Genomic DNA, 25,234 nt, shown 5'->3' with positions numbered 1-25,234 from the left:
CCCAATGTGCTCTCTGAGGTGCGGATTTTACGCTGACGCCCTACTCCAGAACCTCGTTCCGCCGTCCCACCGCACCACCCCGAAGGCAGGAGGCCGGATGCTGGAGGTTGACGACCTCACCGTTCGCTTCGGTGGCATCACCGCGCTGGACGGTGTCGGCTTCGCCGTGCAGCCCGGCGAGATGGTGGGACTGATCGGCCCGAACGGCGCCGGCAAGACCACCCTGTTCAACTGCCTGACCCGCCGGTACGAGGCGAACTCCGGCCGGGTCGTCTATCAGGAGCGCGACCTCCTGGCCGAGCCTCCGCACGCGATCGCCGCCCTCGGCATCGCCCGCACGTTCCAGAACCTCGGGCTGTTCCCGCGGATGACGGTGCGTGACAACGTCATGGTCGGCGCCCACCACCACGGCCGCACCGGCTTCGTCAGCGCGAGCCTGCGGCTGCCCTCCGCCCGCCGCGAGGAGGCCCGGCTGCGCGCCGAGGCCGACGAGGTGCTGGACCGGCTCCAGCTCACCGACGTCGCCGACCACCCGGCGGCGGGCCTGCCGTTCGGCACGCTCAAACGGGTGGAACTGGCCCGCGCGCTCGCCGTCCACCCCACGCTGCTCCTCCTGGACGAACCGGTGAACGGTCTCAGCTCGTCGGAGGTCGACGACTTCTCCGACCTGCTCAGGACCATCCGCGCCGACCTGGACCTGACCCTGATCGTGGTGGAGCACCACATGGGCTTCGTGATGGGCATCTGCGACCGCGTGATCTGCCTCGACTTCGGCCGCAAGATCGCCGAAGGCCCACCCGACGAGGTCCAACGCAACCCGTCCGTCATCGAGGCGTACCTGGGGACCGCAGCATGAGCGAGCGAAGCGAGCACATGTCTGCGGCGGCTGCCGGGGGGTCTGGGGGGTCGCCCCCCCAGAAAGAACACAGCATGAGCGAGCGAAGCGAGCACATGTCTGCGGCGGCTGCCGGTGAGCCCTCCGACGCGTTCCTGGTCGTCGAGGACCTGCACGCCGGGTACGGGGCGGTGCGCGTTCTGGAAGGCATCAGCCTGTCGGTCGGGGAGGGTGAGATCTGCGCGATCCTCGGGCCGAACGGCGCGGGCAAGACCACTCTTCTGCGGGCCCTGAGCGGTGTCGTCAAGGGGCGCGGCAGTGTGCGGCTCGACGGCATCGCGCTCTCCGGGCGCTCCCCCGACGCCGTGGCCCGGCTCGGTGTCGCGCACGTCCCGGAAGGACGCGGGACGTTCATGCCGCTGACCGTCGAGGAGAACCTGCGGCTCGGCGCGTTCGCGCGGCGCGACCGGGCCGCCGTCCAGGCCGACCTGGAGCGCGTGTACGGCCACTTCCCCGTCCTGAAGCGACGGCTGAAGCAGGCGGCGGGCAGTCTCAGCGGCGGCGAGCAGCAGATGCTCGCGATCGGCCGCGCGCTGATGCTGCGGCCCCGGCTGATGCTCCTGGACGAGCCGTCCCTGGGACTGGCACCGATGGTGACCAGGGAGCTGTTCGGCATCGTGCAGTCGATCAACCGGGAGGAGCGCACCACCGTGGTCGTGGTCGAGCAGAACGCCCATCTGGCGCTGGACATCGCCGATCAGGCGCACGTGCTGGAGACCGGCCGGATCGTGCTGTCGGGCTCGGCGGCCGACATCCGCGCGGACGAACAGGTCGCCCAGTCCTACCTCGGATACCGGATCTAGGCATGACGGACTTCCTGCAGCAGATCGTCGAGGGACTCGGCGCCGGCGCGATCTACGCCAGCCTGGCGCTCGCCCTGGTGCTGATCTACCAGTTCACCGGGATCGTCAACTTCGCGCAGGGCGAGCTGGCGATGTTCGCGACCTACATCGCCTGGCAGTTCGTGAACGGCGGGATGCCGTTCTGGCTGGCGCTCGTGCTCACCCTGGCCATCTCCTTCCTCGGCGGGATGGTGATCGAACGCGTGATCATCCGTCCGGTGGAGGGGGCGCCGGAGCTGACCGTGGTGATCGTCACGGTGGGGCTGTTCATCTTCGTCAACGCCACGGCCGGCTGGATCTGGACGTTCCTCATCAAGGACTTCCCCAACCCGTTCCCGCGCGGCGCGCTGGAGGCGGGCGGGGTGAGCGTCGCCTACTCGACGCTGGGCGTGCTCGCCGTGGTCATGGCCGTGATGGGCCTGCTCTACCTGCTGTTCCAGTACACCAAGATCGGCCTTGGGATGCGCGCGGTGGCCACCAACCCCGACTCGGCGCGGCTGGTCGGCATCCGGGTCGGCTGGACGCTGGCGCTCGGCTGGGGCCTGGCCGCGATGGTCGGCGCGGTGTCCGGCGTACTGGTGGCGCCGCTGCTGTTCCTTGAGCCGAACATGATGGGCGGCGTCCTGATCTACGCGTTCGCGGCGGCGACGCTGGGCGGCTTCGACAGCCCCGTGGGCGCGGTCGTCGGCGGCCTGATCGTCGGTGTCGCGGAGACCCTGGCGGGCGCCTACATCGGCTTCATCGGCTCCGACCTGAAGATCGGCGTACCGCTGGCCGTCATCCTCGGCGTCCTGCTGCTGCGCCCCCAGGGCCTCTTCGGCCGAGCGGCGGTGGAAAGAGCATGAGCGGGCCTGAGGGGCGCGGCGCCGCCTGGACTGAGGAGCGCAGGGAGCGAGGAACGAGCGACCGCAGCGACGAAGGAAGGCGGCGCCAAACAGCGCCCCGCAGGCACGCGGACAAACACAGCATGAGCGAGCCCAAAAGGCGCAGCGCCACCTGGACTGAGGAGCGCAGGGAGCGAGGAACGAGCGACCGCAGCGACGAAGGAAGGCGGCGCCAAACAGCGCCCCTGAGGCTCGCGGGGAGCACTGCATGAGCGAGAAGACGAAGGTCGAGCTGGAGAAGACCGCGTCCGACGACGAGACCCCCGCGCCGCCGGTGGAGAGCGACGAGCGGGCGCCGGAGGGCCGGGGTTCCGTGGTGGGGCGGCTGATCGGACTGGTAAGGAGCCGACCGCAACTCGTCGCCGTGGTGGTGCTGCTGGTGGTGGCGCTGTACGTGCCGTTCCAGCTCGTGCCGTTCCGGGTGTTCCAGTTCACGATGGTGATGGTCTACGCGGTGGCGTTGCTGGGCCTGAACCTGCTGGTGGGGCATGGCGGGCAGATCTCGCTGGGGCATGGGGCGTTCTACGCGGTGGGCGCGTACGCGGCGGCGATCATGATGTTCCACTGGGACGTGCCGTACCCGCTGACGCTTCCCGCCGCGGCGGTGGCGGCGTTCGTGATCGGGCTGGCGCTGGGGGTGCCCGCGACCCGGCTGCGCGGGCTGTACCTGGCGCTGGTCACCCTGGCCATCGCGGTCTTCCTGGTGCCGCTGCTGAAGCGGTTCGAGTCGGTCACGGGCGGGTCGATGGGGCTGTCGCTGGAGAAGCCGCAGCCGCCGGCGTGGACGGGGCTGGCCGAGGACCAGTGGCTGTACCTCATGGTGCTGGCGGTGACGATCGTGGCGTTCGCGGGCACCTACAGCATGCTGCGCTCGCGGGTGGGCCGCGCCCTGCACTCGGTGCGGGACAACGAGACGGCGGCCGAGGTCATGGGCGTGCGGCCGGCCTCGTACAAGCGGCTGGCGTTCGCGTGGAGCGCGATGTTCGCGGGGGTGGCCGGCTGCCTTCACACGTGGACGTTCGCGTTCGTCTCGCCGGACTCGTTCACCGTCAATCTGTCGATCATGCTGCTGGCGGGGATCGTCGTGGGCGGCCTGGGCTCGTCCTGGGGGCCGCTGCTCGGCGGGCTGTTCGTGATGTTCGTGCCCAGCCTGTCCCAGGACAACAACAAGGCGGCACCCGGAATGATCTTCGGGCTGCTGATCATCGCGGTGATGTACGTGGCCCCGACCGGGCTGGCCGGGCTGGCGGGACGAGCTGCGCAGGCGCTCAACCGGAAGGGATAGGACATGCGGTCATTCGGAGGCGGGACGGTGCGCGGCACGGCGGCGACGGCGGCCGTGCTGCTCGCGGCGACGATGCTGGCCTCGTGCGGCGGGCGCGGCGAGGACGGAGGCACCCAGGCCTCCGGCGAGTGCCAGGGCCAGCAGACGACGGGTATCACCGACAAGACGCTGAAGCTGGGCGGGGTCTACCCGCTGTCCGGCCCGGCGTCGGCGTACGGGGACATCCCCAAGGGCATCCAGGCGTACTTCGAGTACGTGAACAAGGAGAAGGGTGGTCTGGACGGACGCCAGGTCGAGTTCGTCGTCCGCGACGACGGCTACCAGCCGCCGAAGGCGGTGGAGGAGGTGCGCCGCCTGGTGGAGCAGGAGCAGGTGTTCGCGCTGTTCCAGACCCTGGGCACCCCGTCCACCACGGCGACCTGGGACTACACCAACCAGCGCAAGGTGCCGCAGGTGTTCGTGGCGACCGGCGCGTCCAAGTGGGGTGCGGACACCAAGCACCCGTGGACGATCGGCTGGCAGCCGAACTACGTCTCCGAGGCCCGGGTGTACGCCAAGTACCTCAGGACCGAGAAGCCGAACGCCAAGGTCGCGGTGCTCTACCAGAACGACGACTTCGGCGAGGACCTGCTGGGCGGCTTCAAGAAGGCGATCGCGGGCAGCCAGATCTCGATCGTGGCGGAGCAGAGCTACGAGGTCACCGACCCGAGCGTGGAGCCGCAGATGCGGAACCTGTCCGGCTCGGACGCCGATGTGTTCCTGAACATCACCACGCCGAAGTTCGGGTCGCAGGCGCTGGCGGCCGACGCCAAGCTCACCGACTGGAACCCGCTGCACATAGTGAACAACGTGGCCGCGTCCATCACCGTGCTGCGCCCGGTCGGGTTCGAGAACGTGCAGAACGTGCTTTCGTCCACCTACTACAAGGACCCGGTCGACCCGCAGTGGGCGGACGACGCGGAGATGAAGCTGTACAAGGCGAAGATGAAGCAGTACCAGCCGAACGCCGACCCGAACGTCCCGTACCACGCGTTCGGCTGGGCGGTGGCGGACAGCTTCGCCAAGACGTTCACGGCGGCCAAGTGCAAGACGCGCGAGGGCCTGCGCGACTCGATGCGCAACCTGAACAACGTCCAGGTCCCGATGCTGCTGCCGGGCGTCACGATGACGACCTCCAAGGACGACGGCTTCCCGATCGAGTCGATGCAGATGATGCAGTTCAAGGGCGAGCGGTGGCAGCTGCTCGGCGAGGTCATCGACACCCGCAAGGAGTTCGGCCCGCTGACGGGCTGACCCTCGGGTCCCTGGCCGCCCGCGGCTGAGGATGGATCTGCGGCCGCCTCCCGCCTCACAGGTAGGCGATGAGGCGGCCGCAGACGATCACGGTCGGCCAGGCGACGAGGGACACCACCGCGGCGGCCCGCTCGCCGCGGCCAGTCCGCTCACCGGCACCCGCCGCGCGAAGCCCAGCAGGCGCAGGTCGAAGACGGCGATCGCGCCGAACATCGTGGCGAGCCCGATGAGGTGGGCCGATTCGGTGAGCGGGTAGATCCACCGGCCTCCTCGCACGGCGCCGGCCGGCGGGGTCTCCTCCACCCAGGTCAGGGCGTCGAGGAACGTCACCCGCCGTCCGTCCCGCCCGAGGCTCCGCCCGTGCGGCGCATGCGGAGGCGGATCAGGGCGATGACGCGGACATGTCCGCCAGCGTGCCCGTCACGTCCGGTGGGAGCAGCAGGTCGCGGACCTGCCCGGCGCCCTCCGGCGCCGGATGCCCCGTCCAGTTCTCGTACCCGCCGAGCCGGCGCACGTCCGGCAGGTCGCGCGGCACGGTCAGGTTCGCCGGGACCTCGATCCGCATCGTCCCGTGCGGGAACGCGTACCGGGCCTGGATGATGCGGCCGCGCAGGTAGAGGGGGTGACCCGAGTCGTACCTGCCGGTGCCGCCGTGGTGGGCGAGGATGCCGTGCAGGACGAGCAGCCTGAGCGCGGTTCCTGCGAACATGGCCACCTTTGTAGGTAAGAGCCGCATAAAGGACCGAGAAAGGCGGACAATGCCCATACCTTCCCGACCGCAGGTGGTCGCGTTCGACGTCATCGAGACCCTGATAGCCCTGGAGCCGCTGCGCGCCCGTTTCGTGGAGGCGGGCCTGCCGGGTCACCTGCTGGAGACCTGGTTCACGCGGACGCTGCGGGACGGGATGACCCTCAGCGCGACGGGCGACTTCGAGCCGTTCCGTCCGGTGGCGGAGAACGCGCTGCGCGCGGTCACCCGGTTCGAGGTCGGGGACGCGGCGGTCGCGCACGTCCTGGACGGCTTCGCGACGCTGCCCGCGCACCCGGACGTGGAGCCCGCGCTGCGGCGGCTCGCGGACGCGGGCGTCCGGGCGATGCTCCTCACCAACGGCGCCCGCGCCACCACCCTGGACTTCGTCGAGCGCCATTCCCTCACCGACCTCATCGAACGCGTCGTCACGGTCGAGGAGGTGCGGAGGTGGAAGCCTCCGGCGGTGGTGTACGAGCACGCCGCGTCCGTCGCGGGCGTGCCGGCCGACCGGCTCGCGCTCGTCGCGGCGCACGCCTGGGACTGCCACGGGGCGAAGCGCGCCGGGCTGGTCACCGGCTGGGTGTCCCGTCTCGAACGCGACTACTCCGCGATCTTCGCGCCGCCCGACGCGCGCGGCGACGACCTGGTCGAGGTGGTGGACGCCCTGCTCGCGCTCTAGCGGGCCGCATCCGGCGTCCCTTGAGCACCGCCACGCTCAGTAACATTCGTGGTGGTTCCGAGGAGAGGACGCCGATGGCCGGCAACGTACGACCGATCACCTTGGTGGGGACGCCCGTCCTGCACCGGCCCTGCCGTGAGGTCGACTCGTTCGACGACGACCTGGCACGGCTGGTCGACGACATGTTCGCCAGCATGTACGCGGCGGAGGGCGTGGGCCTCGCCGCCAACCAGGTCGGCGTTGACCTGCGCGTCTTCGTCTACGACTGCCCGGACGGGAACGACGTCGCCCAGAAGGGCGTCGTGGTCAACCCCACCCTCGTCCTGCCCGGCCTGGAGGAGCGCCGCCTGGACGACGGGGAGGAGGGCTGCCTGTCGGTTCCCGGTGCGCACGCGCGGCTGGCCCGTCCCGACCGCGCGACCTGCCACGGCTTCGACGTACGAGGCGAGCCGGTGACGGTCGAGGGCACCGGCCTGCTGGCGCGCTGCCTCCAGCACGAGACCGACCACCTGGAAGGGCGCCTCTACATCGACCGGCTGTCCAAACGGGCCCGCAAGCAGGTGCTCAGGGACTACGAGAACTTCCGCGCAGAGGCCGCCGCCGGTGGCGACGCGGAGCCCTCGCCAGGGCCCGAGCCCGACCTCTAGAGCAGCGCCTCGTAGGCGTCCAGGACGGCGTGGAAGTCCGCGACGGGGAGTTCGCAGGATCGACCGTCCAGCCACAGGTGCTCAAGCCGCACCGACTCGGCGCCGCGGATCAGATGGCAGGCGTTCCCCGTGTGCTCCCATCCCGGTTCGGCCGCGCGCAGGACGCCGATGTGGTGCCTGTGGCATTGGACGTCCTGGAGCAGGAACGCGGCCAGCACGTACCGGCGTCCCGTCACGCCGGGAAGCCCGTCGACCAGCGACATGACCTGCTCCGGAGGAGGACAGCCCATCACCGGGAAGAACACGCGGATGTGCCCGGCCGCGATACCCGCCGCTTCGGGCTCGACGGGCAGCCGCCCCACCCCGTTCGGATCGAGGTAGCCGTGTCCCGGCACGTCGGCGACCACGCCCGTCCACGCTCCCGGGATGCCGGGGATGAACGCCGCGTCGTCCGCCATCAGCGCCCCGACCAGGTCCGTCATGACCCGGACGCCGTCCACCCGGCGCGGCAGGAAGGTCTTGGTTCCCGTCCACACCCGGCCCGTCCCATGGTCCTTCATCGCCAGGTCCGCCCAGTACACGCCCGTGCCCGCGCCCATCACGCCGCGCGGCAGGCAGTCGTCGGGATGCGGGACGAGCCCGGCCACCTCGGTGAGGGCCGCGTGGGACGTCTGGAGCAGTCCCCACCCCCACACGGGCTCCGCGACCCGGCCGAGCGCCAGCATCATCACCGCCGGTCCGGGTCCCGTTCCCGTTTCCGATAGTTGGAACGCAGGCGGCAGTTGCGGCGGCTCGGTCGCGAACGAGTCGAAAAGCGCCTGTTTGTACGCGGCCAGCGCCTGCCGGAACGTCTCGGTGTCGAGGCTCGTGATCGAGCCGTCCATCGTGCCGATCAGGGTGGTGGCTCCGGTGACCTGCACCGTGTACACCGGCCCAGGCCAGGTCACGGCGGGATCGTCGTGGTCCAGCTCGTCCAGCAGCCAGTCCAGCACCGGCAGCATGGTGACGTCGTCGGACCCGAGCAGCCCGGCCAGGTGCCCCTCGTGCCCCGGCGCCGCCCGGCACTCGATCCGGCCGGGTTCCAGGATCCGGAACGACACCGGCAGTTCGCGGTCGGGCACGAAGCGCGGCAGGCCGCCTTCCGCCTTGATGTGCTCCAGCGTCCGCCGGTGCTCGGCGAGGCCGACCAGCTCAAGGTATTCGACCAGGCAGGCGTCCAGCACGGCCGGGTGGACCGCGTACTCGGGACCGTTCCCGTCGAGGGCGCGCACGTGGACCATCGCGCCGTCGTAGTCGAGCACGTGATACCTGTACCGGGACTGCCACGGCAGGTAGGGGTCGCCGGACGACAGCAGCGCCCGCGTCCGCGCGATCGTCGTGATGCGCAGTCCGAGATCGCGGACGAAGAAGTCGCGCAGGGGCTCGTGGCCGGGGTCCGCCTCGACGGCCACCCGGGTGTCGTCACCATGGAAGCGCAACGGCAGCGGCATCATCATCGTGCGATTATGCCGCCCTCCACCCCATAAAGCGGCGCATCCCGCCAAATATCCGCCGTCCTCACGCCCCCGGGGCGCCCACCCCGCGACCGGGCACGACGCATTTCCAGCCCGGCCGCCGAAAGACCGGAGATCAATGGTTGACAGCGCACCGGACCCTACGGCAATATCTACGCCATGGGTTCCTGATCCGCATGGGTTGAGCCGCCGCAGCAGTCCAGCGGCCCGCTCCCCTCTCTCCGGCGCCACCGGCGCTCTCATCCCGCATCTCGCCTCGTAGCGCGTCCGCATCCGCGTGCCCGCGCGTGTTCTCGCACGTCCGCGCATGCCCGGCGGCGGTCGCCCACCGGGGCCGATGCCATGCCGATTCCAGTCCACGGACCATTTTCCGCGACCTTTCGAACGCCCGTTCACGGCCGTTCCACGGTCGAATTCGCCATGCCCGGAGGTGTCAGTTCATGCGTGCCGTGCAACAGAATTCAGGTGACGAGAAGCCCTTCCAGAAGGCCCTGAAGAAGAAGGGGAAGAACCGGGGCTTCGACCCCCGGTCCAACGGCTTCGCCCGTAACCAGGGCCGCAACGCCCGCCAGATGCCCAGCCGCCGCCTCCAGCGCGGCCGCTGACCCAGGGGATCCATCGGCCCCCGGCGCGCTCGGCGCCGGGGGCCGATGGCGCCTGCTCCTTCACGCGAGCGTCGACTGGCCGCCGTCGTACACGAGCAGCCCGTCGTCGCGTACCCGCGCGGCGGCGAAGGGCTCGTGCTCGGTCAGCCTCCCGTCGTGCATGAGGTGCGCCACGGGCACGTCCCGTACGAGCACCAGGAAGTCGGCGACCAGCCGCCGATGGCAGCGCCACCACACGCTCTCGCTGCACATCACCGCCACCCCGCCGTCCCCCTCCGCGAGCAGATCGTCGATCCCGTCCGAGAACTCCTCGGTCCGCATGTGCGCGGCGTATCCGCGGAACATCCGCTCCCGCCACGCCACGTCCGGCGAGTCCGGTGGCGGACGGCGGAACCCGCCGAGGCGTTTGTCCCAGCGGTAGCGGATCCCGTGCCCGGGCAGCCACCGCTCCAGCTCGCGCCGGGCCACGTGCGGGTTGCGCCGGCTTCCGGGCGCGGTGCGGATGTCCACGAGCGACCGGACGCCCGCGCCGCCGAGCAGTTCGAGGATCCGCTTCTCGCTCGCGGTGCCGTGCCCGAAGGTGATCAGCCGTGTGTCCACCCTCCCCCTCTACCCCGTCCGGCCCTCCCGGACGGGACGGCGGCGGATGAGGTTCATGGCGCGCAGGGTCAGCACCGTCCGCTCGTCGTCCTTGGTGATCAGCTCGCAGCCCGTGGTGACGATGCCGCGGTCGGGCTTGGACCTGGACGGCCGCGCCGCCAGGATGGTCGTGCGCAGCCGTACCGAGTCGCCGGGACGCAGCGGCGCCGGCCAGCGCAGCTCGTCGATCCCCGGGGACGCCAGGCTCGCCCTTGGCGGCAGGTAGTGATCGGCGATCAGGCGCATGCAGAGGGCCGAGGTGTGCCACCCGCTGGCGATGATCCCGCCGAACGGCCCGGTGGCGGCGTACTCCCGGTCGACATGGATCGGCTGGGGGTCGAACCGTTCCGCGAACTCGATGATCTCCTCTTCGGTCACGGTGAGGTACCCGTACTCGTGGACCGCGCCGGGCCGGTAGTCCTCGAAGTGGCGCTCTTCGGGAGGGACGGGGAAGTCGGTGTCGCTGAGGGTCCTGGTCGTACCGTTCGTCATGCGATCAAGCATCGCGCACCCCGTCCCGCGCCGCCGTCCCGGTCGGCCCTTGAGGCCCGGTCAGCCCTTGAGAAAGGGCGCCAGGCGTTCCAGCTGGTCGACCGTGGAGACGAGATCGGGCGCGATCGGATGGACGAGCACATGATCGGCCCCCGCGTCGGCGTGGGCGCGCAACCGCTCGGCGACGGCGGCCCCGTCGCCCCAGGCGAGCAGATCGTCGATGAGCCGCTCGCGCTCGTCGTCCCGGTACCCGAGACGCCGGTAGTTGCGCCTGTACGAGGATTGCGCGTCGCCGACGCCTCGGCTGAACAGCGCGAGCAGCCGGCCGCGGGCGGCGTCGGGATCGGTCTCCAGGACGACCGTCTGCTGTGGGATGACCAGCTTGCCCGACCCGAGCGAGGCCCGTGCGATCTCCGTCTGCCGGACCGGCTGGAGGAACGGATGGGCGCCGTCGGCCCTCGCGTCCACGACCTGGTGCGCCTTCGGGCCGAGCGCCGCCAGCACGCGCGGGTACCGGACGGAGGGAAGCAGGCGCCCGGCCGCGGCGTCCATCGCGTCCAGGTACTCCCGCAGCATCGTGAGCGGCCGCGGGCCCGAGTGACCTCCGAGCCCGAGGACGAACCGGTCCGGGTACGCTTCGGCGAGCGTGGCGGCGCCGCCGTGCATGGCCACCGGGTCGCGCATGACGATGTTGGCGATGCCCGTCCCGACCACGAGGCGTTCGGTGGCGGCCAGCATGATGCCGTGCTGGGTGAACGCCTCCCGCGAGCCACCGTGGACGCCGGGCGGTTCTCCGCTCCACAGCGACCTGTACCCCAGCCGTTCGATCCTGGCGAACTGCTCGCGCTGCACCACGACGGGAGTCTTCAGCAGCGTCTGAGGTGACAGCCAGACCCCGAAACCCTGGCGAATCGCGTCCATATCCCTGCCCCTCTCTAATCGGAGGCAACCTCCGCTTTGTCGCCTCACTACGATAGGGAGGTGGCCTCCGCTTAGCAACAGGGGGAGGAAGGAGGAACCGCATGCGGGCCGACGCGCGGCGCAACCACGAACGGCTCGTGGCCGAGGCGCGCGCCGCCTTCGCCGAGCACGGCACCGAGGCGTCGCTTGAGGACATCGCGCGCCGCGCCGGGGTCGGGATCGGCACGCTCTACCGGCATTTCCCGTCCCGGGACGCGCTGCTCGAAGCGCTGCTGCGGGAGCGCTTCGACACGCTCGCCGCCCAGGCCCGCGAGGCCCCCGCCACGCGCGACGCCCTCCTGTCCTGGACGCGGACCCTCACGGAGAGCAGCACCGCCTACCGCGGCCTCGTCACGGCCTTCCTCACCACCCTGCGGGACGAGTCGTCCGCCCTCTACGCGTCCTGCAAGGCCATGAACGCGGCGGCCTCGGACCTGCTCGCCCGTACCCAGAAAGCGGGCGAGATCAGGCCCGACCTCGAACCGTCGGAGTTCCTCACCCTCACCTACGGCATCGCCTGGGCCGACGAGCAGGTCGCCGCGCCACCCCGCCGCGACCGCCTGCTCGCCCTCCTCTTCGACGGCCTCCGCCCGTCCTGACACGGACCCCGCCAGGCCCCCGCACCGGCGTCCTGCGCGGCCCGCCTCCGGTCAGGTGGTCGCGTCGCCGGGTGGGCGGATCACCAGGCTCGCGAGTGCTCGCAGGATGCCCGCGAAATCGGCCACGTCCGCCCGGCAGGAGGGGCACTCCTCCAGATGGACGGTCATGCGCTCGCGGTCGCCCGGGGCCAGGATGCCCAGGGCATAGGCGGCCGTGTCCATCCGGAAGGGGCATCTCATCGTCGATCCGGGCGGCCCTCGCGGGCGCGCTCGAACCAGCCGGGCCAGAGACGCCGGGCCACCCGGGCGTCGAGCCGCCCGCCCAGGTGCATGGACCGCCAGACACCGCGGTAGCCCGGGAGGACACCGGCGGCGATGAGCACGTGCCCGGCGATGAGCACCGTGCAGAGGTAGGTCGACCACTTGTGGAGGCGGACGAGCACGGCGAACGTGGGCCCGCCGTGCAGGAGGACGAGCCCCACGCCGCTGCCGACCAGGACGAGCAGGGAAGCCGCCAGCAGGACGTTGACCACCCGCTGCCCGGGGTCGAAGCGACCTTCGTGCCGGGCGAACCGTCCCGTCAGGGCGGCGGACGGCCACGCGCGGAACCACCTGAGGTCGCCCCTGCGGAACCTCAGCGACTCCACCGCGAACGTGGAGGCCCCCCGTACCCCGAGGACCAGCAGCACCGCCAGTGCCCAGCCCACGGCCTTGTGGACGTCCGTGTCCGGGACGCCGGTCAGCCGGGCCACCGGGGTCGGGTCGCCCTCATGCCCGAGCAGCAGCCACCAGCCGGTGCCCAGCAGCACCAGGACCGTCAGGTAGACGCCGGCGTGGAACCACCGCACCGGGCGGGCGTGGCGTTCGACGACGACGCGGCCCGATTCACGGGTAGTCATAGCCGCCGCCGCCTCCGGACGGCGCCGTGGTCTCACCGCCTCCGGACGGCGCCGTGGTCTGGCCGCCTCCGGCGACGTTCACGTTGACCTGGGCGGACGCGCCCGCGTCCGAGTGGTCGGCGTGCTGGAGCGTCACCCCGATGCGGTGCCGTCCCGGCGTGAGGCCGTCGATCCGGTGGGTCGTGGACGTGACGACCTCGTAGTCGTCGGTCTTACCGTCGATGGTGACGTGAACATGGTGCTTGCCGGACTCCTCGGGTCCGATGTCCTCGCTGCTGGTGAACGTCAGCGTCACGGGCGCCGTCACGGTCGCGCCCTCGGCCGGCGAGGTGATCGTCAGCGTCGGCCCACCGCCGCCCGCCGCGTCCCCGTCGCCCGAGTCCCCCGCGCCCGAGCAACCGCCGAGCGCCAGCATCGCGCAGGCGAACCCGGCCGCCGCCAACCCCTTCACGCGCATCGCCATTCGATCTCCTCCTTCGCGGAGCGAGTGTCGAAGGTAATACCGCCGGGCGGCCGGAAAAGATTCTCCCGCGGGTGAACCCTTTCGCCTTCGGCGGCCGTATTACTTCTGTGGGAACTATCAGATGAGTCATTGCTCGCGGGTATGGCCGCGGGCGACGCGGAGACGGCCGCCGTGTTCGTCCGGCGATATCAGGCACGGGTCTACGGCCTGGCGTTCGCGCTGGTCGGATCGTCGGCGATCGCCGAGGAGATCGCGCAGGAGGCATTTCTGCGCGCCTGGCGCCATGCCGGTGCCTACGATCCGCGAAAAGGCCGCGCGGTCAGCTGGCTTTTGACGATCACAAGAAACCTGGCCGTGGACGCGGTGCGGCTGCGCGGCGATACGCCGGTCGATCCGCATATTCTGCTGAACACGCTGACCAGGAATGAGCGGGCCAATCCGGCGGCGGCCACGTTCGAGGACACCGAGGAACTGCGCGCGGCGCTGCGCGCGCTCCCGCCCGAGCAGAGCACCCCGATCGTCCTGTCGGTGTTCTACGGGCTGACCGCCACCGAGATCGCCGACCGCGAGCGCATCCCGGTCGGCACCGCCAAGACCCGGCTGCGCCGCGGGCTGGCCAAACTCCGCGAGGCGCTGGGAGTGACCCATGACTGACCGTCCCGCCTGCGCCGGCACCCGCCCGCTCCTGCCGGAGCTGGCGGCGGGCATCGCCTCGGCGGAGGAACGCGCCCGGTCGCTGCGCCATCTCGCCGGATGCGGGCGGTGCCACCGCGAGCTCGAAGCGCACACCGCCCTCGTCGACGAGCTGCTCCTCCTCGCCCCCGAACGGCAGCCGCCCGCGGGTTTCGAGGCCGCCGTCCTCGCTCCCATGACCCAGCGGCGCGGGCCCCGCCGCCGGCGGCTTCGTGACGCGGCCCTGCTGGCGGCGGCCGCCGTCCTCATCGCGGCGACCTCCGCGGGATCGGTCTGGCGGCAGACGGAGGACGACCGGGCCCTGGCCGACGGCTACCGCGAGACCCTGGCCGTCGCCAAGGGCCGCTACCTGAAGACGGTCGCCATCGACGGGGCCGGCTCCACCCCGGCGGGTTATGTCTTCGCCTACCAGGGCACCCCCGCCTGGTTGTTCGTCACGATGCCGGGCGACCTCCGCCAAGGCGACTACCGGATCACCCTGACCAGCCGCGACGGCCGCACCGTGCCCCTGGGCACGATGACCGTCCGGCCCGGCGGAGGCTCCTGGGGGCGGACCATTCCGCTGGACGTCCACGACATCCTCGTCCTGCGCATCCACGACCCGGGGGGCGGCGAGTTGCTGGCCCGCTTCATGGTCTAACCTAGACATCGATCGTCCAGAATATGGAGGGACGCCGATGGTCCAGGGACTCGACGGTACGGGGTGGCAGGGGGAACTACTGGACGTCGACGCGTACCTGGAACGCATCGGCTACCTCGGCGACCGCTCGCCCACGATCGACGCGCTGCGGGCACTGCACCGCGGGCATGTCACGTCCATCCCGTTCGAGAACCTGGAGATCGTGCTCGGACGTCCCATCGTCCTGGGCGTCGAGGCTTTGCAGGACAAGCTCGTCCGGCGGCGGCGCGGAGGCTACTGCTTCGAGCACACCGAGCTGTTCGCCGCCGCGCTCGAACGGTTCGGGTTCACCTTCACCGCCCTGTCGGGGCGGGTGCAGTTGGGGGCGCCGGAGCTTCGCCCACCCACGCACGCGCTGGTCCGGGTCGAGGTGGACGGCGGCGTGTGGCTCTGCGACGTCGGCTTCGGGTCCGGCCCGCTCGCGCCGCTGGAACTCGTCGACGGCGCCGAGTCGGCACAGGAGGGCTGGGCGTACCGGCTCGAACGGCTCACGGCCTCGCAGGGCGGCCTGCCGGGCGTCGAGCAGTGGGCGCTGCACCAGCGGCGCCCCGAGGGGTGGGTGCGGCGGCACGTGTTCACGGTCGCGCCCTCCTACCACGTCGATTACCACCTGGCGAACTACTACGTGTCCACCAACACGCGGTCGCCGTTCACCGGCCGGCTCTACGCGCAGCACTTCGCCCCGGACGTCCACCACCAGCTCGACGACACCCGCCTGACGATCACCCACCCGGAGGGCCCTGTCGAGACCCGCGTGGTGGAGCGGGGCGAGGTACCGAAGATCCTCGCCGAGGTCTTCGGCATCGAACTCGGCGCCGGCGACACCGCCCGCCTCGTGGCGGGGCTGCCGGGAGCGTGACGGCATGAGGATGAGCGAGGGCGTCGAGTGGGCGGTGCACGTCTGCCTGCTCCTCGACTGGCTGGAGACGGACCGCCCGGTCTCCACGACCCGGCTCGCCGCGAGCTACGACCTGCCGCCCCCATACCTCAACAAGCAGCTCCAGGCGCTGGTCCGAGCCGGGATCGCGACCTCCACCCCGGGTGCGAGAGGCGGCTTTGCCCTGGCCCGGCCGCTGGACCAGATCACCTTGATGGACGTGGTCACCGCGATCGAGGGCCCGGACGAGGCGTTCCAGTGCACCGAGATCCGCCGCCGCGGCATGGGCGCCGGGTCGTCCGGGCCCGAAACCGAGATCCCGTGCGCGGTGAGCATCGCGATGCACCGCGCCGAACTGGCGTGGCGGCGCGCCCTGGCCGCGCAGACCCTCGCCGACGTCCGCAAACAGGCCGAACGGGTGTCGCCCCGCCTGGGCGAACGCATCCGGGCCTGGCACGCCCGTAACTGACCCGCCCCCGGCCCGTACCCACCGACCCGCGCCCTCCCTGTGGCGTGAACCTGGACACAAAATGTCCAATTAAGAGGAGGAGACACACATGAAACCGCGCATGGACAACATCTCCGCGCTCGCCCCCGGCGCCTACAAGGCGATGCGACAGGTCGAGAAGTTCCTGCACGAGAGCGGCGTTCCCGACACCACGCTGCATCTGATCAAGCTCCGCGCGAGCCAGATCAACGGCTGCGGCCTCTGCGTCGACATGCACTCCCACGACGCCAAGCGGGCCGGGGAGACCGACGAGCGCCTCTGGTCGGTGGCGGCCTGGCGCGAGGCCCCGTACTACACCGACGAGGAGCGCGCCGCCCTCGCCCTCACCGAGGCCGCGACCCGGATCGCCGACAACCCCGGCGGTGTCCCCGATGACGTCTGGGAGCAGGCCGCCGACCACTACGACGAGGAGACCCTGGCCGCCCTGATCATGGGGATCGCCCAGATCAACGCCTGGAACACCATCAACGTCACCATCCGCCAGACCGCCGGGGCCTACCGCCGCGCCGCGGCGGCGAGCGCCTGACGGTCGCGCCTGGCCTCCGGAACGGCGTGCGGCCGACCGGAGGCCAGGCGAAGCTCCCCCCAATACCCCCGACGAGGAAAAGCCCTCCGATGTGGGTACGGTCCTCCCGGGGTCCCACGTACCCGGCACGACCAAGGAGCGGCGAGCATGGCGGAGACCTACCTCAGCCGCCACCCCGGGCACATCCCGCTCGGCACGCTGGACGAGATGGCCGACCTGTACGAGCGGGTCTACGCCGAGCCGCCCTACGACTCCGCGCCGAAGTTCTCCCGGGCGCGCTTCGCCAGCAGAACGCGCGAACAGGCCCTGACCAGGGACTTCACCCTCATCACCGCCCGCCGGGACGGCGTGCTCGCCGGCTACACCTTCGGCTTTCCCATGCCGCCCGGCGCCTGGTGGGCCGCCGCGTCCAGGCCGTCCGCCGCGATCCTCGCCGCGCCCAAATTCGCCGTGATCGAACTCATGGTGGACAGGCCGCGCCGCAGGGAAGGCATCGGCCGGGCGCTTTTATCGGCGCTCCTCGACAACCGTCCCGAGCCCTACGCCACCCTCGCCGCCGTCGTCAATGCCGACGCCTACGGCTGGTACCTGCGGAACGGCTGGCGCAAGACCGGCGAATTCCGCGTCGAACCCCCTTTCGCCGATGCCCTTCTCCTTGATCTGCCCCGCTGACCAGCAAGGATCTCGTTTCACCGGACGACCCGGCACACACGAGATGTGCGGGCCCGACATAGTTCACCGCCGACCGGCGAATTTCCTATTCGCACAATTCTTCCGCAGACACGAAGGGGTCCGGAAAAATGTCGGTGAGAACAGGTGCCATGGCCCCGTACCGGGGCAACAAAAAGATCCGTATGGTTGCAACTTTCGGGCGTCCGGCGTTCGTTGTCCAGGTGAGGCTCGCTGGACCCGCCCCGCGCGCCCGACATGGAGGAGTTCGGTATGGCTTCGCTCGTTGATCGGATCAAGCGTTTTCTGCATGGTCCCCAGGGGCGGCAGGCCCGCGCCCGCGCCGAACGGCTGGCGCGCGACCCCCGTACGCAGGCCAAGGTGCGCGGCATCCTGGCCAGGCTCCGTGGCGGGCGCCGCCACTAGAGCCGCGGATCCCGCCCGGTCCGGCGGTTCCTATTCTGGACGCCGTGAACGACGACTACGCGCATTGGGTGACGGTTCCGACGCGGTGGAAGGACAACGACCTCTACGGCCACGTCAACAACGTCGTCCATTACTCGCTGATGGACACGGCCATCAACGAGTGGATGATCCGGTCGGCCGGGTTCGACCCGGGCACGGCCGAGATCATCGGGCTGTGCGTGGAGTCGCACTGCTCGTACAAGGCGGAAGTGTCCTTCCCTGAGCCGATCCAGCTAGGGCTGCGGATCGGGAGACTCGGGCGTTCCAGCGTCCGGTGGGAGGTCGGGCTGTACCGCCCGGACGGGACGCTGGTCGCCGAGGGCCACTTCGTGCACGTGTTCGTCGGCCGTGAGGATCGGCGGCCGGTCGCCGTCCCCGAGCCGATCCGCGCCGAGATGGAGAAGCTGGTGGCCCCGGGACGCCCGGACGGGGGCGGCTAGTCGCCCCCGAAGATGTGCTCGGCCAGCACGCGCTCGAACCCGGCCTCGTACCGCTCGTAGTGTTCCCGCAGGTCAGGGCCGGGCCAGGCGTCGGGCAGCAGCGGTACGGGCAGGAGCGGGTCGCGGAGCAGGTGGCGCCGTACCGCCGCCGACACCGTGAACCGCTCGGCCAGCGTGCCCGCCTTCCCGAGAAGGGCACGCAGGTCATGGGCCGTGGACGCCCAGGCGTCCAGGTCCCACAGCGTGGCGGCCAGCGCCGCGGGATCGCCTTCGGGGCGCCCGGAGAGGTAGGTGCACTGGCGTTCGACGATCGGGGGCCGGGAGTCCCTGGTCAGGTTGGCGGGCCGCAGCCAGGTGCCTTCGCGCAGCTCGGCCAGCCGCAGCTCGGACATGGCCTGGCGCAGCGCGGCGCGCTCGGCGGCGGGTCGGCGCTCGGCGGTGATCACGGCGATCTCCCAGGTGCCGTCCCAGGGCCGGGTGCGCGGGAAGCGGCCCTCGTCCTGCCGGGCCTGCCGGAGCCGCAGCCGTTCGGACAGCTCGTAGACGCCGCCGGTCTGGACGAGGTCGCCGGAGGCCACCATCCGCGACAGCGCCACCCGGATCGTGCCCTCGGCGATGCCGAACAGCTCGCCGACCCGGACGAAGCCGCGGGCGCCGAGGCGGGGCGGGTGCAGTCCGAGCAGCGTGCTGAGCACGACCGACCGCGCCGTCAGCGGACGCAGCCCGAGACCGTTCGCCATGCCGGGCACCCCTCGATTACAGACTTCCGCCAGGTGTAGCAAGAGTGTAATGTCCGGATATGGCCTCCTACCTCATCGAGCCCGTGGACAGGCTTCCCTTCGGCGGCCCCGGCAAGGCCCGCCGGTACGCGACCGAGCGCTACCAAGGGGCCGTCGGCCTCAACTGGTACACCAGCGACCCGACGCTGCGCTTCCTCATGCGGCGGCACCTGGGAGCGGACGGCCTGGCGTGGGCCGAGCCGCGCCTGACCGAGCTGGGCGCGCTGATGGGCGGCCCGGTCGCGCGGTGGGCGGAGGAGACCGACCGCAACCCGCCGCGCCTGGAGAAGTACGACCGGTGGGGACGCGACATCAGCCAGGTCGTGATGCCGGCGTCGTTCGAGGCGGCCCGGCGCGAGCTGGTGGCCTCCGCGTCCAACCGTCCCGACTTCCACGCCGAGGCGAAGGCGGCGGGCGTGGACCCGGCGCCGATCGAGGTGGCCTGGAGCTACCTGCTCGACCAGGCCGACATCGGGATGGCCTGTGCGCTGGGCACGGGCGGCGACATGGTGGTGCGGCTGACCGAGCTGTTCGCGCCCGAGGACGTCAAGGCCCGCGTGCGGGAGCTGTTCGCGGCCGGTGAGTTCTCCGGAGAGGCCGCGCAGATGCTCACCGAGCGCTCCGGCGGCTCCGACCTCGGGGCCCTGGAGTCCACCGCCTCCCCCGACGCCGACGGCGCCTGGCGGCTGAACGGCTTCAAGTGGTTCGCGTCCAATGCCAACGGGTCGGCGTTCGTGGTGCTGGCCAAGCCCGAGGGGGCCGTGGACGGGGTGCGCGGCATCGCGCCGTTCCTCGTCCTGCGGGACCGCCGGGACGGGACGCGCAACGGCGTCCGGATCCGGCGTCTCAAGGACAAGCTCGGCACCCGCTCCGTCGCCTCCGCCGAGATCGAGTTCACCGACGCCGAGGCGTTCCTGCTCGCCCCGGCGTCCACCGAGGGCGGCGCGGGCGACGGCAAGGGCCTGGCGCGGATGATGGAGCTGACCAACGGCGCCCGGCTCGCGATCGCGGCGATGGGCCTGGGCTGCGCGCGCCGGTCGCTGGTCGAGTCGCTGTGCTACACGCGGGCCCGCGAGGCGTTCGGGGCGCCGCTGTACGAGCAGCCGCTGATGCGCCGCAAGCTGGCGGAGCTGATCGTGGAGACGGAGGCCGCGCAGGCGCTGGTGTTCGACGGCTACCTGGGCCGTCCCCGGCTGCGGCTCGCCCCCGCGCTGATCAAGCTGCGCGCGGCCCGGCTCGGCGTGACGGCGGCCAGCGACGCCATCGAGATCCACGGCGGCAACGGCTACATCGAGCAGTGGCCGGTCGCGAGGATCCTCCGGGACGCGCAGGTCAACCCGATCTGGGAGGGCGGCGACAACATCCTGTGCCTGGACGTGCGCCGCGCCATGGAGAGGGAGCAGGCGCACCTGCCGTTCCTCGACCGCGTCGAGGAGGCCGCCGCCCGCGCCCCGGAGGGCGACGCCGCCACGGCCGACCTCGTCCACCAGCGCGTCGGCGACCTGCGCAAGGCGATCAACCGGTGGTCGGGGCTGGACCGGGTCACGGCCGAGGCGCGCCTGTACCCGCTGGCCCAGTACATGGCGGACGTGTACGCGGCGGCGCTGCTGCTGGAACAGGCCGGCTGGGAGCGCGCCGAGCTGGGCACCGACCGCAAGGCCCTGGTCGCCCGCCTCTACGCGTCCGCGCATCTGGCCGACCACGGCGCCCTGCGGGGCATCGACGCCCCGTCCGAGGATCTCGAACGGTTCAAGGATCTGGCGGACGGCGCACTGATCGATACTCGGCCGCCCGCGGATGGTTGACCGAATGGGGTTCGGCTTTTAGGTTCCTTGCGGGCGGCGCTGCCGATCGAAGGAGCCGGACACATGAGCCTCACCGTGGAGGAGGCGGGCCGCGCGCTCGCCGATCCGACCGCGTACGCCGACGACGCACGGCTGCACGCGGCGCTGGCCCTGCTGCGCAGGGACGCCCCGGTGCACTGGGTCGAACGGGACGGCTACAACCCCTTCTGGGCGATCACCAAGCACGCCGACGTCCTGGAGATCGAGCGCAACCACGAGCTGTTCCTGAACGCGCCGCGGCCCCTGCTGGCCACGGCCCTCCAGGACCAGATCAACCGCGAGCGGGCCGAGCAGGGCATCGCGCTGCGGACGCTCATCCACATGGACGACCCCGACCACCGGGTGATCCGCGCGATCGGCGCGGACTGGTTCCGTCCCAAGGCGATGCGCGAGCTGGAGCCGCGGATCAGGGAGCTGGCCCGCCGGTACGTCGACCGGATGGCGATCCTCGGCCACACCTGCGACTTCGTCCAGCAGGTCGCGGTGCACTACCCGCTGTACGTGATCCTGTCCCTGCTCGGGCTGCCGGAGTCCGACTTCGACCGCATGCTCAAGCTCACCCAGGAGTTGTTCGGCGGCGACGACTCCGACCTGCGCCGCGGGGACAGCCCGGAAGAGGTCCTCCAGGTCCTGATGGACTTCTTCGCCTACTTCCAGCAGCTCACCGAGGCCCGGCGCGCCCGTCCCACCGACGACCTGGCCTCCGCCATCGCCAACGCCAGGGTGGACGGGGAGCCGCTGAACGACTTCGACACCGCCTCCTACTACGTGATCATCGCCACCGCCGGGCACGACACCACCAGCTCCACCGTCGCCGGCGGCCTGCACGCGCTCATCGAGCACCCGGACCAGCTCCAGCGCCTGCGGGACGACCCTTCCCTCATGCCACTGGCGGTGGAGGAGATGATCCGCTGGGTGACCCCGGTCAAGGAGTTCATGCGCACCGCCACCGCCGACTACAAGCTGCGGGACGTCACGATCCGCGAGGGCGAGTCGGTGCTGCTGTCCTACCCCTCGGCCAACCGGGACGAGGAGGTCTTCGACGACCCGTTCACCTTCGACGTGGGCCGCGACCCCAACAAGCACCTGGCGTTCGGATTCGGCGTCCACTACTGCCTGGGCGCGGCGCTGGCGCGCATCGAGACCCGCGCGTTCTTCGAGGAACTGCTGCCCCGGCTGGAGTCGATCGAGCTGGACGGCACGCCCGAACTCACCGCCACCACCTTCGTCGGCGGCCTCAAGCGGCTGCCGATCCGGTACTCGCTGCGGGGATAGGCCGCCGACGCGCCCTGCTAGCGGACCCTGCTAGCGGACCCTGTGCAGCAGTTCCTCGCCCGCGGCGAGGCGGCGGCAGTTCTCGACGGCGGTGTCGAAGTAGCGGTCCCAGGTCTCCCGGGTCAGGTACGCCACGTGCGGCATGACCACCACGTTGTCCAGGGCGAGCAGCGGGTTGTCCGGCGGCACCGGCTCCTGCTCGAACACGTCCAGGCCCGCGCCGCCCAGCCGGCCCGACGACAGCGCCGCGACCAGCGCCGCCTCGTCGATGATCGCGCCCCGGGCGGTGTTGACGACGATCGCGCCGGGCGGCAGCAGCGCGAGGCGGCGCGCGTCCAGGAGGTGGTGCGTGTCGTCGGTCAGCGGGATGTGGACGGAGAGGACGTCGCTCGCCCGCAGCAGGTCGTCCAGCTCGCGCCAGGCCGGGTCGTCCGGGCGCCGCGTCCGCGAGGTGTACAGGACGCGGGCGCCGATCGCCTCCAGCGTCCCGCGGACGAGACCGGCGATCTGGCCGCCGCCCAGCAGCCCGACCGTGCGGCCTTTCAGCTCCCCGCCGACCAGGGCGCCTCCCGCGGGCCAGCCGCGTCCCTCCCGGGTGCGGGCGTCGAAGGTGATCACGCGGCGCAGCGCGGCGAGCATGAGCAGCAGGGTCGCCTCCGCGACGGCCTGCGCGTTGCGGCCCGGCATGTTCGCGACGGCGATCCCGCGCGCCTCCGCCGCGTCCAGGTCGATCGTGTTCACCCCGCTACCGAGCTTCTGGACGAGGCGCAGCTTCGGCGCCCGGTCGAAATCGGCCGCCGTCAGGGGCCGCAGGTTGTGCCAGATGACCTCCGCCTCGGGCAGCAGCTCGGCGAACCGCTCGTCGTCCTCCTGCGGGCAGCTCACCACGTCGAGCCCGTCGGCTCCGGGAAACTCCATGTCGTAGTGCAGCAAAACCCGCATTCCCGCCCCTCTTCGTTGGTAGGTCACCCCGTAGTATTTCGCGGGCCGCGAGGAGGGGTCATGCTGGATCGGGCGGGATCGCTGGAACGGCTGGGCATCGAGCATCCGATCGTCCAGGCGCCCATGGCGGGCGGCGCCTCCACGCCGGCGCTGGCGGCGGCGGTGTCGGAGGCGGGCGGGCTCGGGTTCCTGGCCGCGGGCTACAAGAGCGCCGCCGCGGTACGGGAGGAGATCACCCAGACCCGGGGGCTGACCTCGCGTCCCTTCGGGGTGAACGTGTTCATGCCCGCCGTGGACGCGGTGGACGGCTCGGCCGTGCGGGCGTACTGGAAGCACCTGCTGCCCGAGGCCGAACGGCTGGGGGTGGGGCCGGGAAGCCCGCCCGGTGATCGCACCGACGACTGGGACGCCAAGATCGAGGATCTGCTGGCCGACCCGCCGCCCGTGGTGAGCTTCACCTTCGGCTGCCCGGACCTCGGCACGGTGTCGGAGTTCCAGGTCCAGGGCACGTTCGTGATCGTCACCGTCACCACGCAGGACGAGGCCCTGTCCGCCGCCACCGCCGGAGCCGACGCGCTGTGCGTCCAGGGGGTGGAGGCCGGTGGCCACCAGGGGTCGTTCGTGAACGACACGGCCGGGACCCCGCTGCGGGAGCTGCTGGCCGCCGTCCGGACGATCACCACGGTGCCGCTGATCGCCGCCGGGGGCCTCGGGACGGGCGAGTACATCGCCGAGGTGATCGAACTGGGCGCCGACGCGGCCCAGCTGGGGACCGCGTTCCTGCGCTGCCCCGAGAGCGGCGCGCATCCCGTCCACAAGGCGGCGCTGGCCGATCCCCGCTACACCCGCACGTCGCCGACCAGGGCGTTCACCGGACGTCCCGCGCGGAGCCTGGTGAACAGGTTCGTCGAGGAGCACGGGGAGCAGGCCCCCGCCGCGTACCCGGACGTCCACTACCTCACCTCGCCGCTGCGCAGGTCCGCGGCCGAACATGGGGACCCGGACGCCATGAGCCTGTGGGCGGGGACCTCGTTCAGGCTCGCCGTGGACGCGCCCGCCGCCGAGATCGTCGCCACCCTGGTGGAGGGCGTCCAGCGCGCCTGACCGGGTGCTTTGCACGATTTTGGGCATACCGGGCCTTTCGCCGGGTACGCGCGGCTAACGAAGCCCATCAGCCGAGACACCAGGGAGCGAGAACACGACGGCGTCCGTCCCGTACGGCGCGATACCCGCCTGACGCCCGGAAGGAGAGACGAATGGCCGAACCGACACCCGCGGACGTCGAGCGGCTCTGGGAGCAGTTCCACCAGGTCGTCAACATGACCTCGGACGAGATCCGGGTGTGGCTGCTCACCGACGCCTCCAACGAGGACGGCGCGTTCCCGCCGGATCCGGACATGCACCTTCCGGAGCTCGGCACCCAGGTGGTGGAGGTGCTGCGGAAACGCAAGAGGGACCTCACACCGCACGACACCGACGTGATGCGCCAGGTCGTGGACTACGTCGAGGACCGCACGGAGAATCCGCCTCCGAGCGCCGAGCGGAACGAGGAGTGGCGGCGGTCGCTGATGTCCGTCGGCCACGACCCGCTCAAACCCTGACCGCTCATCGAGGGGAATCGGAGGGAGTGGACATGCCGAACCCGCAGCAACGCGAGATCAGCAGGTCCGAGCGCACGGCCGTGAACGAGGAGCCCGCGCCCGAGGCCACCGACCCGAAGCCGACCCGCCAGAAGGGCCACGCCCACGGGACCGACAAGGGGAACAAGGGCGGCGGCAAGGGCGGCGGCGTACCGCCCGACCAGCAGTCGCCCTACCCCGGCTGAGCCTGTGAGAAGCGGGCCGCGCGAGATCCTCTCGCGCGGCCCGCTCATGTCGGATCAAGGGATTTCGGTCTGCGAACTGTACCCGTCGTCTTCGCCACCGGGGGTGTCGGCGGGGGCGTTCGGGGGGTCGGACGGACCGGGCTCGTGCTCCTCCGCGAAATCGGGCTCCTCTTCCTGCGGCGCACCGCTCTCCGCCCGCCGATCCGCGAACGACTTCCTGTCGCTCTTCTCGGTCATAGGCAGCCGATACCCGTCGAGCGCCGAC

The 25,234-nt window shown here is 71.3% G+C and carries 34 protein-coding genes; 22 read left to right on the top strand and 12 right to left on the bottom strand.

Going from position 1 to position 25,234, the window contains the following annotated elements; all coding sequences use genetic code 11:
* The first annotated feature begins 97 nt into the window (after positions 1–97).
* The 5 genes from ACGWYJ_RS01785 to ACGWYJ_RS01765 all read left to right on the top strand — a co-directional run bounded on the left by ACGWYJ_RS01785 (position 98) and on the right by ACGWYJ_RS01765 (position 5,199).
* A complete protein-coding gene (locus ACGWYJ_RS01785) occupies positions 98–856 on the top strand; it encodes an ABC transporter ATP-binding protein (protein WP_395103699.1) in 759 nt (252 codons plus the stop codon).
* A gap of 74 nt (positions 857–930) precedes the next feature.
* The gene (locus ACGWYJ_RS01780) at positions 931–1,698 is read left to right on the top strand and encodes an ABC transporter ATP-binding protein (RefSeq protein ID WP_395103698.1); all 768 of its coding nucleotides are present in this window, start codon (positions 931–933) and stop codon (positions 1,696–1,698) included.
* A gap of 2 nt (positions 1,699–1,700) precedes the next feature.
* Positions 1,701–2,582, top strand: a complete 882-nt coding sequence (locus tag ACGWYJ_RS01775) for a branched-chain amino acid ABC transporter permease (protein WP_395103697.1) — start codon at positions 1,701–1,703, stop codon at positions 2,580–2,582.
* 247 nt (positions 2,583–2,829) lie between these two features.
* On the top strand, positions 2,830–3,906 hold the full coding sequence (locus tag ACGWYJ_RS01770) for a branched-chain amino acid ABC transporter permease (protein ID WP_395103695.1): 1,077 nt from the start codon (positions 2,830–2,832) through the stop codon (positions 3,904–3,906).
* Between the two features lie 3 nt (positions 3,907–3,909).
* Positions 3,910–5,199 carry an ABC transporter substrate-binding protein gene (locus tag ACGWYJ_RS01765; protein ID WP_395103694.1) on the top strand — a complete coding sequence of 430 codons (1,290 nt, stop codon included), beginning with the start codon at positions 3,910–3,912 and terminating at the stop codon, positions 5,197–5,199.
* An 87-nt stretch (positions 5,200–5,286) separates the two neighbouring features.
* Here ACGWYJ_RS01765 and ACGWYJ_RS01760 read toward each other — a convergent pair whose 3' ends face one another.
* Positions 5,287–5,529, bottom strand: coding sequence for a hypothetical protein (locus ACGWYJ_RS01760; protein WP_395103693.1), 243 nt, complete (start codon positions 5,527–5,529; stop codon positions 5,287–5,289).
* 52 nt (positions 5,530–5,581) lie between these two features.
* On the bottom strand, positions 5,582–5,908 hold the full coding sequence (locus ACGWYJ_RS01755) for a hypothetical protein (protein WP_395103692.1): 327 nt from the start codon (positions 5,906–5,908) through the stop codon (positions 5,582–5,584).
* 49 nt (positions 5,909–5,957) lie between these two features.
* Here ACGWYJ_RS01755 and ACGWYJ_RS01750 point away from each other — a divergent pair, with 49 nt between their 5' ends.
* Entirely contained in the window at positions 5,958–6,629 is a 672-nt protein-coding gene (locus tag ACGWYJ_RS01750; protein ID WP_395103691.1) for a haloacid dehalogenase type II, read from the top strand.
* 74 nt (positions 6,630–6,703) lie between these two features.
* Complete coding sequence (def, locus tag ACGWYJ_RS01745; protein ID WP_395103690.1) at positions 6,704–7,276, top strand: peptide deformylase; 573 nt, start codon at positions 6,704–6,706, stop codon at positions 7,274–7,276.
* On the opposite strand, the gene ACGWYJ_RS01740 is transcribed toward def, so the two are convergent.
* Complete coding sequence (locus ACGWYJ_RS01740; RefSeq protein WP_395103689.1) at positions 7,273–8,772, bottom strand: hypothetical protein; 1,500 nt, start codon at positions 8,770–8,772, stop codon at positions 7,273–7,275. The two genes, def and ACGWYJ_RS01740, sit on opposite strands and share 4 nt — an antisense overlap.
* Before the next feature lie 458 nt (positions 8,773–9,230).
* Between ACGWYJ_RS01740 and ACGWYJ_RS01735 the strand changes: the two genes are divergently transcribed.
* Positions 9,231–9,395 carry a hypothetical protein gene (locus ACGWYJ_RS01735; RefSeq protein ID WP_395103688.1) on the top strand — a complete coding sequence of 55 codons (165 nt, stop codon included), beginning with the start codon at positions 9,231–9,233 and terminating at the stop codon, positions 9,393–9,395.
* A 60-nt stretch (positions 9,396–9,455) separates the two neighbouring features.
* Here the strand turns inward: ACGWYJ_RS01735 and ACGWYJ_RS01730 are convergent, their stop codons facing one another.
* From ACGWYJ_RS01730 to ACGWYJ_RS01720, 3 genes are read right to left on the bottom strand one after another with little or no spacing between them, the layout of a single operon-like run.
* Positions 9,456–9,995, bottom strand: coding sequence for a DUF488 family protein (locus tag ACGWYJ_RS01730; RefSeq protein WP_395103687.1), 540 nt, complete (start codon positions 9,993–9,995; stop codon positions 9,456–9,458).
* 9 nt (positions 9,996–10,004) lie between these two features.
* Positions 10,005–10,526, bottom strand: a complete 522-nt coding sequence (locus tag ACGWYJ_RS01725) for a MaoC family dehydratase (RefSeq protein WP_395103686.1) — start codon at positions 10,524–10,526, stop codon at positions 10,005–10,007.
* Positions 10,527–10,586: 60 nt separating this feature from the next.
* Positions 10,587–11,447 carry a TIGR03620 family F420-dependent LLM class oxidoreductase gene (locus ACGWYJ_RS01720; protein ID WP_395103685.1) on the bottom strand — a complete coding sequence of 287 codons (861 nt, stop codon included), beginning with the start codon at positions 11,445–11,447 and terminating at the stop codon, positions 10,587–10,589.
* 101 nt (positions 11,448–11,548) lie between these two features.
* On the opposite strand from ACGWYJ_RS01720, the gene ACGWYJ_RS01715 reads away from it, so the two are divergent.
* On the top strand, positions 11,549–12,085 hold the full coding sequence (locus ACGWYJ_RS01715; protein ID WP_395103683.1) for a TetR/AcrR family transcriptional regulator: 537 nt from the start codon (positions 11,549–11,551) through the stop codon (positions 12,083–12,085).
* 51 nt (positions 12,086–12,136) lie between these two features.
* Here the strand turns inward: ACGWYJ_RS01715 and ACGWYJ_RS01710 are convergent, their stop codons facing one another.
* Genes ACGWYJ_RS01710 through ACGWYJ_RS01700 form a run of 3 tightly spaced genes read right to left on the bottom strand, consistent with a single transcriptional unit; the run spans position 12,137 to position 13,447 of the window.
* Positions 12,137–12,325: a zf-HC2 domain-containing protein gene (locus tag ACGWYJ_RS01710; protein WP_395103682.1), complete on the bottom strand. Its 189-nt coding sequence runs from the start codon at positions 12,323–12,325 to the stop codon at positions 12,137–12,139.
* A complete protein-coding gene (locus ACGWYJ_RS01705) occupies positions 12,322–12,984 on the bottom strand; it encodes a cytochrome b/b6 domain-containing protein (protein WP_395103681.1) in 663 nt (220 codons plus the stop codon). The genes ACGWYJ_RS01710 and ACGWYJ_RS01705 overlap by 4 nt, the downstream gene beginning before the upstream one ends.
* The gene (locus ACGWYJ_RS01700) at positions 12,971–13,447 is read right to left on the bottom strand and encodes an Ig-like domain-containing protein (protein WP_395103680.1); all 477 of its coding nucleotides are present in this window, start codon (positions 13,445–13,447) and stop codon (positions 12,971–12,973) included. Before ACGWYJ_RS01700 ends, ACGWYJ_RS01705 begins: the two co-directional genes overlap by 14 nt.
* Positions 13,448–13,588: 141 nt before the next feature.
* On the opposite strand from ACGWYJ_RS01700, the gene ACGWYJ_RS01695 reads away from it, so the two are divergent.
* The 8 genes from ACGWYJ_RS01695 to ACGWYJ_RS01660 all read left to right on the top strand — a co-directional run bounded on the left by ACGWYJ_RS01695 (position 13,589) and on the right by ACGWYJ_RS01660 (position 18,304).
* Positions 13,589–14,101: an RNA polymerase sigma factor gene (locus ACGWYJ_RS01695; protein WP_395103679.1), complete on the top strand. Its 513-nt coding sequence runs from the start codon at positions 13,589–13,591 to the stop codon at positions 14,099–14,101.
* Positions 14,094–14,780, top strand: coding sequence for an anti-sigma factor family protein (locus tag ACGWYJ_RS01690; protein ID WP_395103678.1), 687 nt, complete (start codon positions 14,094–14,096; stop codon positions 14,778–14,780). The genes ACGWYJ_RS01695 and ACGWYJ_RS01690 overlap by 8 nt, the downstream gene beginning before the upstream one ends.
* Before the next feature lie 37 nt (positions 14,781–14,817).
* Positions 14,818–15,678, top strand: a complete 861-nt coding sequence (locus ACGWYJ_RS01685) for an arylamine N-acetyltransferase (protein WP_395103677.1) — start codon at positions 14,818–14,820, stop codon at positions 15,676–15,678.
* 4 nt (positions 15,679–15,682) lie between these two features.
* A complete protein-coding gene (locus tag ACGWYJ_RS01680) occupies positions 15,683–16,165 on the top strand; it encodes an RrF2 family transcriptional regulator (RefSeq protein WP_395103676.1) in 483 nt (160 codons plus the stop codon).
* Positions 16,166–16,253: 88 nt separating this feature from the next.
* Positions 16,254–16,730, top strand: a complete 477-nt coding sequence (locus tag ACGWYJ_RS01675) for a carboxymuconolactone decarboxylase family protein (RefSeq protein ID WP_395103675.1) — start codon at positions 16,254–16,256, stop codon at positions 16,728–16,730.
* 147 nt (positions 16,731–16,877) lie between these two features.
* Complete coding sequence (locus tag ACGWYJ_RS01670; RefSeq protein ID WP_395103674.1) at positions 16,878–17,402, top strand: GNAT family N-acetyltransferase; 525 nt, start codon at positions 16,878–16,880, stop codon at positions 17,400–17,402.
* A 270-nt stretch (positions 17,403–17,672) separates the two neighbouring features.
* Positions 17,673–17,825, top strand: a complete 153-nt coding sequence (locus tag ACGWYJ_RS01665; RefSeq protein ID WP_395103673.1) for a hypothetical protein — start codon at positions 17,673–17,675, stop codon at positions 17,823–17,825.
* 44 nt (positions 17,826–17,869) lie between these two features.
* Entirely contained in the window at positions 17,870–18,304 is a 435-nt protein-coding gene (locus ACGWYJ_RS01660; protein ID WP_395103671.1) for an acyl-CoA thioesterase, read from the top strand.
* Here the strand turns inward: ACGWYJ_RS01660 and ACGWYJ_RS01655 are convergent.
* Complete coding sequence (locus ACGWYJ_RS01655) at positions 18,301–19,044, bottom strand: PaaX family transcriptional regulator C-terminal domain-containing protein (protein ID WP_395103670.1); 744 nt, start codon at positions 19,042–19,044, stop codon at positions 18,301–18,303. The genes ACGWYJ_RS01660 and ACGWYJ_RS01655 overlap by 4 nt on opposite strands.
* Before the next feature lie 59 nt (positions 19,045–19,103).
* On the opposite strand from ACGWYJ_RS01655, the gene ACGWYJ_RS01650 reads away from it, so the two are divergent.
* Together ACGWYJ_RS01650 and ACGWYJ_RS01645 are read left to right on the top strand one after the other, a co-directional pair.
* Positions 19,104–20,888, top strand: a complete 1,785-nt coding sequence (locus ACGWYJ_RS01650; RefSeq protein WP_395103669.1) for an acyl-CoA dehydrogenase family protein — start codon at positions 19,104–19,106, stop codon at positions 20,886–20,888.
* Between the two features lie 63 nt (positions 20,889–20,951).
* Positions 20,952–22,202 (top strand): cytochrome P450, encoded by a 1,251-nt coding sequence (locus ACGWYJ_RS01645; protein WP_395103667.1) that lies wholly within the window; start codon positions 20,952–20,954, stop codon positions 22,200–22,202.
* A gap of 30 nt (positions 22,203–22,232) precedes the next feature.
* Here the strand turns inward: ACGWYJ_RS01645 and ACGWYJ_RS01640 are convergent, their stop codons facing one another.
* Positions 22,233–23,144, bottom strand: coding sequence for an NAD(P)-dependent oxidoreductase (locus ACGWYJ_RS01640; RefSeq protein WP_395103666.1), 912 nt, complete (start codon positions 23,142–23,144; stop codon positions 22,233–22,235).
* 60 nt (positions 23,145–23,204) lie between these two features.
* On the opposite strand from ACGWYJ_RS01640, the gene ACGWYJ_RS01635 reads away from it, so the two are divergent.
* The 3 genes from ACGWYJ_RS01635 (at position 23,205) to ACGWYJ_RS01625 (ending at position 24,969) form a co-directional block, all read left to right on the top strand.
* Positions 23,205–24,248, top strand: coding sequence for an NAD(P)H-dependent flavin oxidoreductase (locus tag ACGWYJ_RS01635; protein WP_395103665.1), 1,044 nt, complete (start codon positions 23,205–23,207; stop codon positions 24,246–24,248).
* 152 nt (positions 24,249–24,400) lie between these two features.
* The gene (locus ACGWYJ_RS01630) at positions 24,401–24,745 is read left to right on the top strand and encodes a DUF3140 domain-containing protein (RefSeq protein WP_395103664.1); all 345 of its coding nucleotides are present in this window, start codon (positions 24,401–24,403) and stop codon (positions 24,743–24,745) included.
* Between the two features lie 32 nt (positions 24,746–24,777).
* On the top strand, positions 24,778–24,969 hold the full coding sequence (locus tag ACGWYJ_RS01625; protein ID WP_395103663.1) for a hypothetical protein: 192 nt from the start codon (positions 24,778–24,780) through the stop codon (positions 24,967–24,969).
* 54 nt (positions 24,970–25,023) lie between these two features.
* Here ACGWYJ_RS01625 and ACGWYJ_RS01620 read toward each other — a convergent pair whose 3' ends face one another.
* Positions 25,024–25,206: a hypothetical protein gene (locus ACGWYJ_RS01620; protein ID WP_395103662.1), complete on the bottom strand. Its 183-nt coding sequence runs from the start codon at positions 25,204–25,206 to the stop codon at positions 25,024–25,026.
* Positions 25,207–25,234: the final 28 nt, after the last annotated feature.

It is taken from the genome of Actinomadura sp. SCN-SB, from assembly GCF_043906805.1.
GTDB lineage: Bacteria > Actinomycetota > Actinomycetes > Streptosporangiales > Streptosporangiaceae > Spirillospora.
The sequence above is the reverse complement of the archived record's forward strand: the minus strand, read 5'-3'. Positions and strand labels throughout refer to the sequence as shown.

Coding starts and splice junctions, on each gene's coding strand:
- ACGWYJ_RS01655 (WP_395103670.1), bottom strand. CDS start 19,044: ATGGCGAACGGTCTCGGGCTGCGTCCGCTGACGGCGCGGTCGGTCGTG.
- ACGWYJ_RS01635 (WP_395103665.1), top strand. CDS start 23,205: ATGCTGGATCGGGCGGGATCGCTGGAACGGCTGGGCATCGAGCATCCG.
- ACGWYJ_RS01780 (WP_395103698.1), top strand. CDS start 931: ATGAGCGAGCGAAGCGAGCACATGTCTGCGGCGGCTGCCGGTGAGCCC.
- ACGWYJ_RS01705 (WP_395103681.1), bottom strand. CDS start 12,984: ATGACTACCCGTGAATCGGGCCGCGTCGTCGTCGAACGCCACGCCCGC.
- ACGWYJ_RS01640 (WP_395103666.1), bottom strand. CDS start 23,144: ATGCGGGTTTTGCTGCACTACGACATGGAGTTTCCCGGAGCCGACGGG.
- ACGWYJ_RS01650 (WP_395103669.1), top strand. CDS start 19,104: ATGGCCTCCTACCTCATCGAGCCCGTGGACAGGCTTCCCTTCGGCGGC.
- ACGWYJ_RS01665 (WP_395103673.1), top strand. CDS start 17,673: ATGGCTTCGCTCGTTGATCGGATCAAGCGTTTTCTGCATGGTCCCCAG.
- ACGWYJ_RS01645 (WP_395103667.1), top strand. CDS start 20,952: ATGAGCCTCACCGTGGAGGAGGCGGGCCGCGCGCTCGCCGATCCGACC.
- ACGWYJ_RS01630 (WP_395103664.1), top strand. CDS start 24,401: ATGGCCGAACCGACACCCGCGGACGTCGAGCGGCTCTGGGAGCAGTTC.
- ACGWYJ_RS01770 (WP_395103695.1), top strand. CDS start 2,830: ATGAGCGAGAAGACGAAGGTCGAGCTGGAGAAGACCGCGTCCGACGAC.
- ACGWYJ_RS01680 (WP_395103676.1), top strand. CDS start 15,683: ATGAGGATGAGCGAGGGCGTCGAGTGGGCGGTGCACGTCTGCCTGCTC.
- ACGWYJ_RS01695 (WP_395103679.1), top strand. CDS start 13,589: ATGGCCGCGGGCGACGCGGAGACGGCCGCCGTGTTCGTCCGGCGATAT.
- ACGWYJ_RS01715 (WP_395103683.1), top strand. CDS start 11,549: ATGCGGGCCGACGCGCGGCGCAACCACGAACGGCTCGTGGCCGAGGCG.
- ACGWYJ_RS01625 (WP_395103663.1), top strand. CDS start 24,778: ATGCCGAACCCGCAGCAACGCGAGATCAGCAGGTCCGAGCGCACGGCC.
- ACGWYJ_RS01755 (WP_395103692.1), bottom strand. CDS start 5,908: ATGTTCGCAGGAACCGCGCTCAGGCTGCTCGTCCTGCACGGCATCCTC.
- ACGWYJ_RS01675 (WP_395103675.1), top strand. CDS start 16,254: ATGAAACCGCGCATGGACAACATCTCCGCGCTCGCCCCCGGCGCCTAC.
- def (WP_395103690.1), top strand. CDS start 6,704: ATGGCCGGCAACGTACGACCGATCACCTTGGTGGGGACGCCCGTCCTG.
- ACGWYJ_RS01670 (WP_395103674.1), top strand. CDS start 16,878: ATGGCGGAGACCTACCTCAGCCGCCACCCCGGGCACATCCCGCTCGGC.
- ACGWYJ_RS01740 (WP_395103689.1), bottom strand. CDS start 8,772: ATGATGATGCCGCTGCCGTTGCGCTTCCATGGTGACGACACCCGGGTG.
- ACGWYJ_RS01725 (WP_395103686.1), bottom strand. CDS start 10,526: ATGACGAACGGTACGACCAGGACCCTCAGCGACACCGACTTCCCCGTC.
- ACGWYJ_RS01690 (WP_395103678.1), top strand. CDS start 14,094: ATGACTGACCGTCCCGCCTGCGCCGGCACCCGCCCGCTCCTGCCGGAG.
- ACGWYJ_RS01765 (WP_395103694.1), top strand. CDS start 3,910: ATGCGGTCATTCGGAGGCGGGACGGTGCGCGGCACGGCGGCGACGGCG.
- ACGWYJ_RS01685 (WP_395103677.1), top strand. CDS start 14,818: ATGGTCCAGGGACTCGACGGTACGGGGTGGCAGGGGGAACTACTGGAC.
- ACGWYJ_RS01785 (WP_395103699.1), top strand. CDS start 98: ATGCTGGAGGTTGACGACCTCACCGTTCGCTTCGGTGGCATCACCGCG.
- ACGWYJ_RS01620 (WP_395103662.1), bottom strand. CDS start 25,206: ATGACCGAGAAGAGCGACAGGAAGTCGTTCGCGGATCGGCGGGCGGAG.
- ACGWYJ_RS01720 (WP_395103685.1), bottom strand. CDS start 11,447: ATGGACGCGATTCGCCAGGGTTTCGGGGTCTGGCTGTCACCTCAGACG.
- ACGWYJ_RS01710 (WP_395103682.1), bottom strand. CDS start 12,325: ATGAGATGCCCCTTCCGGATGGACACGGCCGCCTATGCCCTGGGCATC.
- ACGWYJ_RS01700 (WP_395103680.1), bottom strand. CDS start 13,447: ATGGCGATGCGCGTGAAGGGGTTGGCGGCGGCCGGGTTCGCCTGCGCG.
- ACGWYJ_RS01750 (WP_395103691.1), top strand. CDS start 5,958: ATGCCCATACCTTCCCGACCGCAGGTGGTCGCGTTCGACGTCATCGAG.
- ACGWYJ_RS01735 (WP_395103688.1), top strand. CDS start 9,231: ATGCGTGCCGTGCAACAGAATTCAGGTGACGAGAAGCCCTTCCAGAAG.
- ACGWYJ_RS01775 (WP_395103697.1), top strand. CDS start 1,701: ATGACGGACTTCCTGCAGCAGATCGTCGAGGGACTCGGCGCCGGCGCG.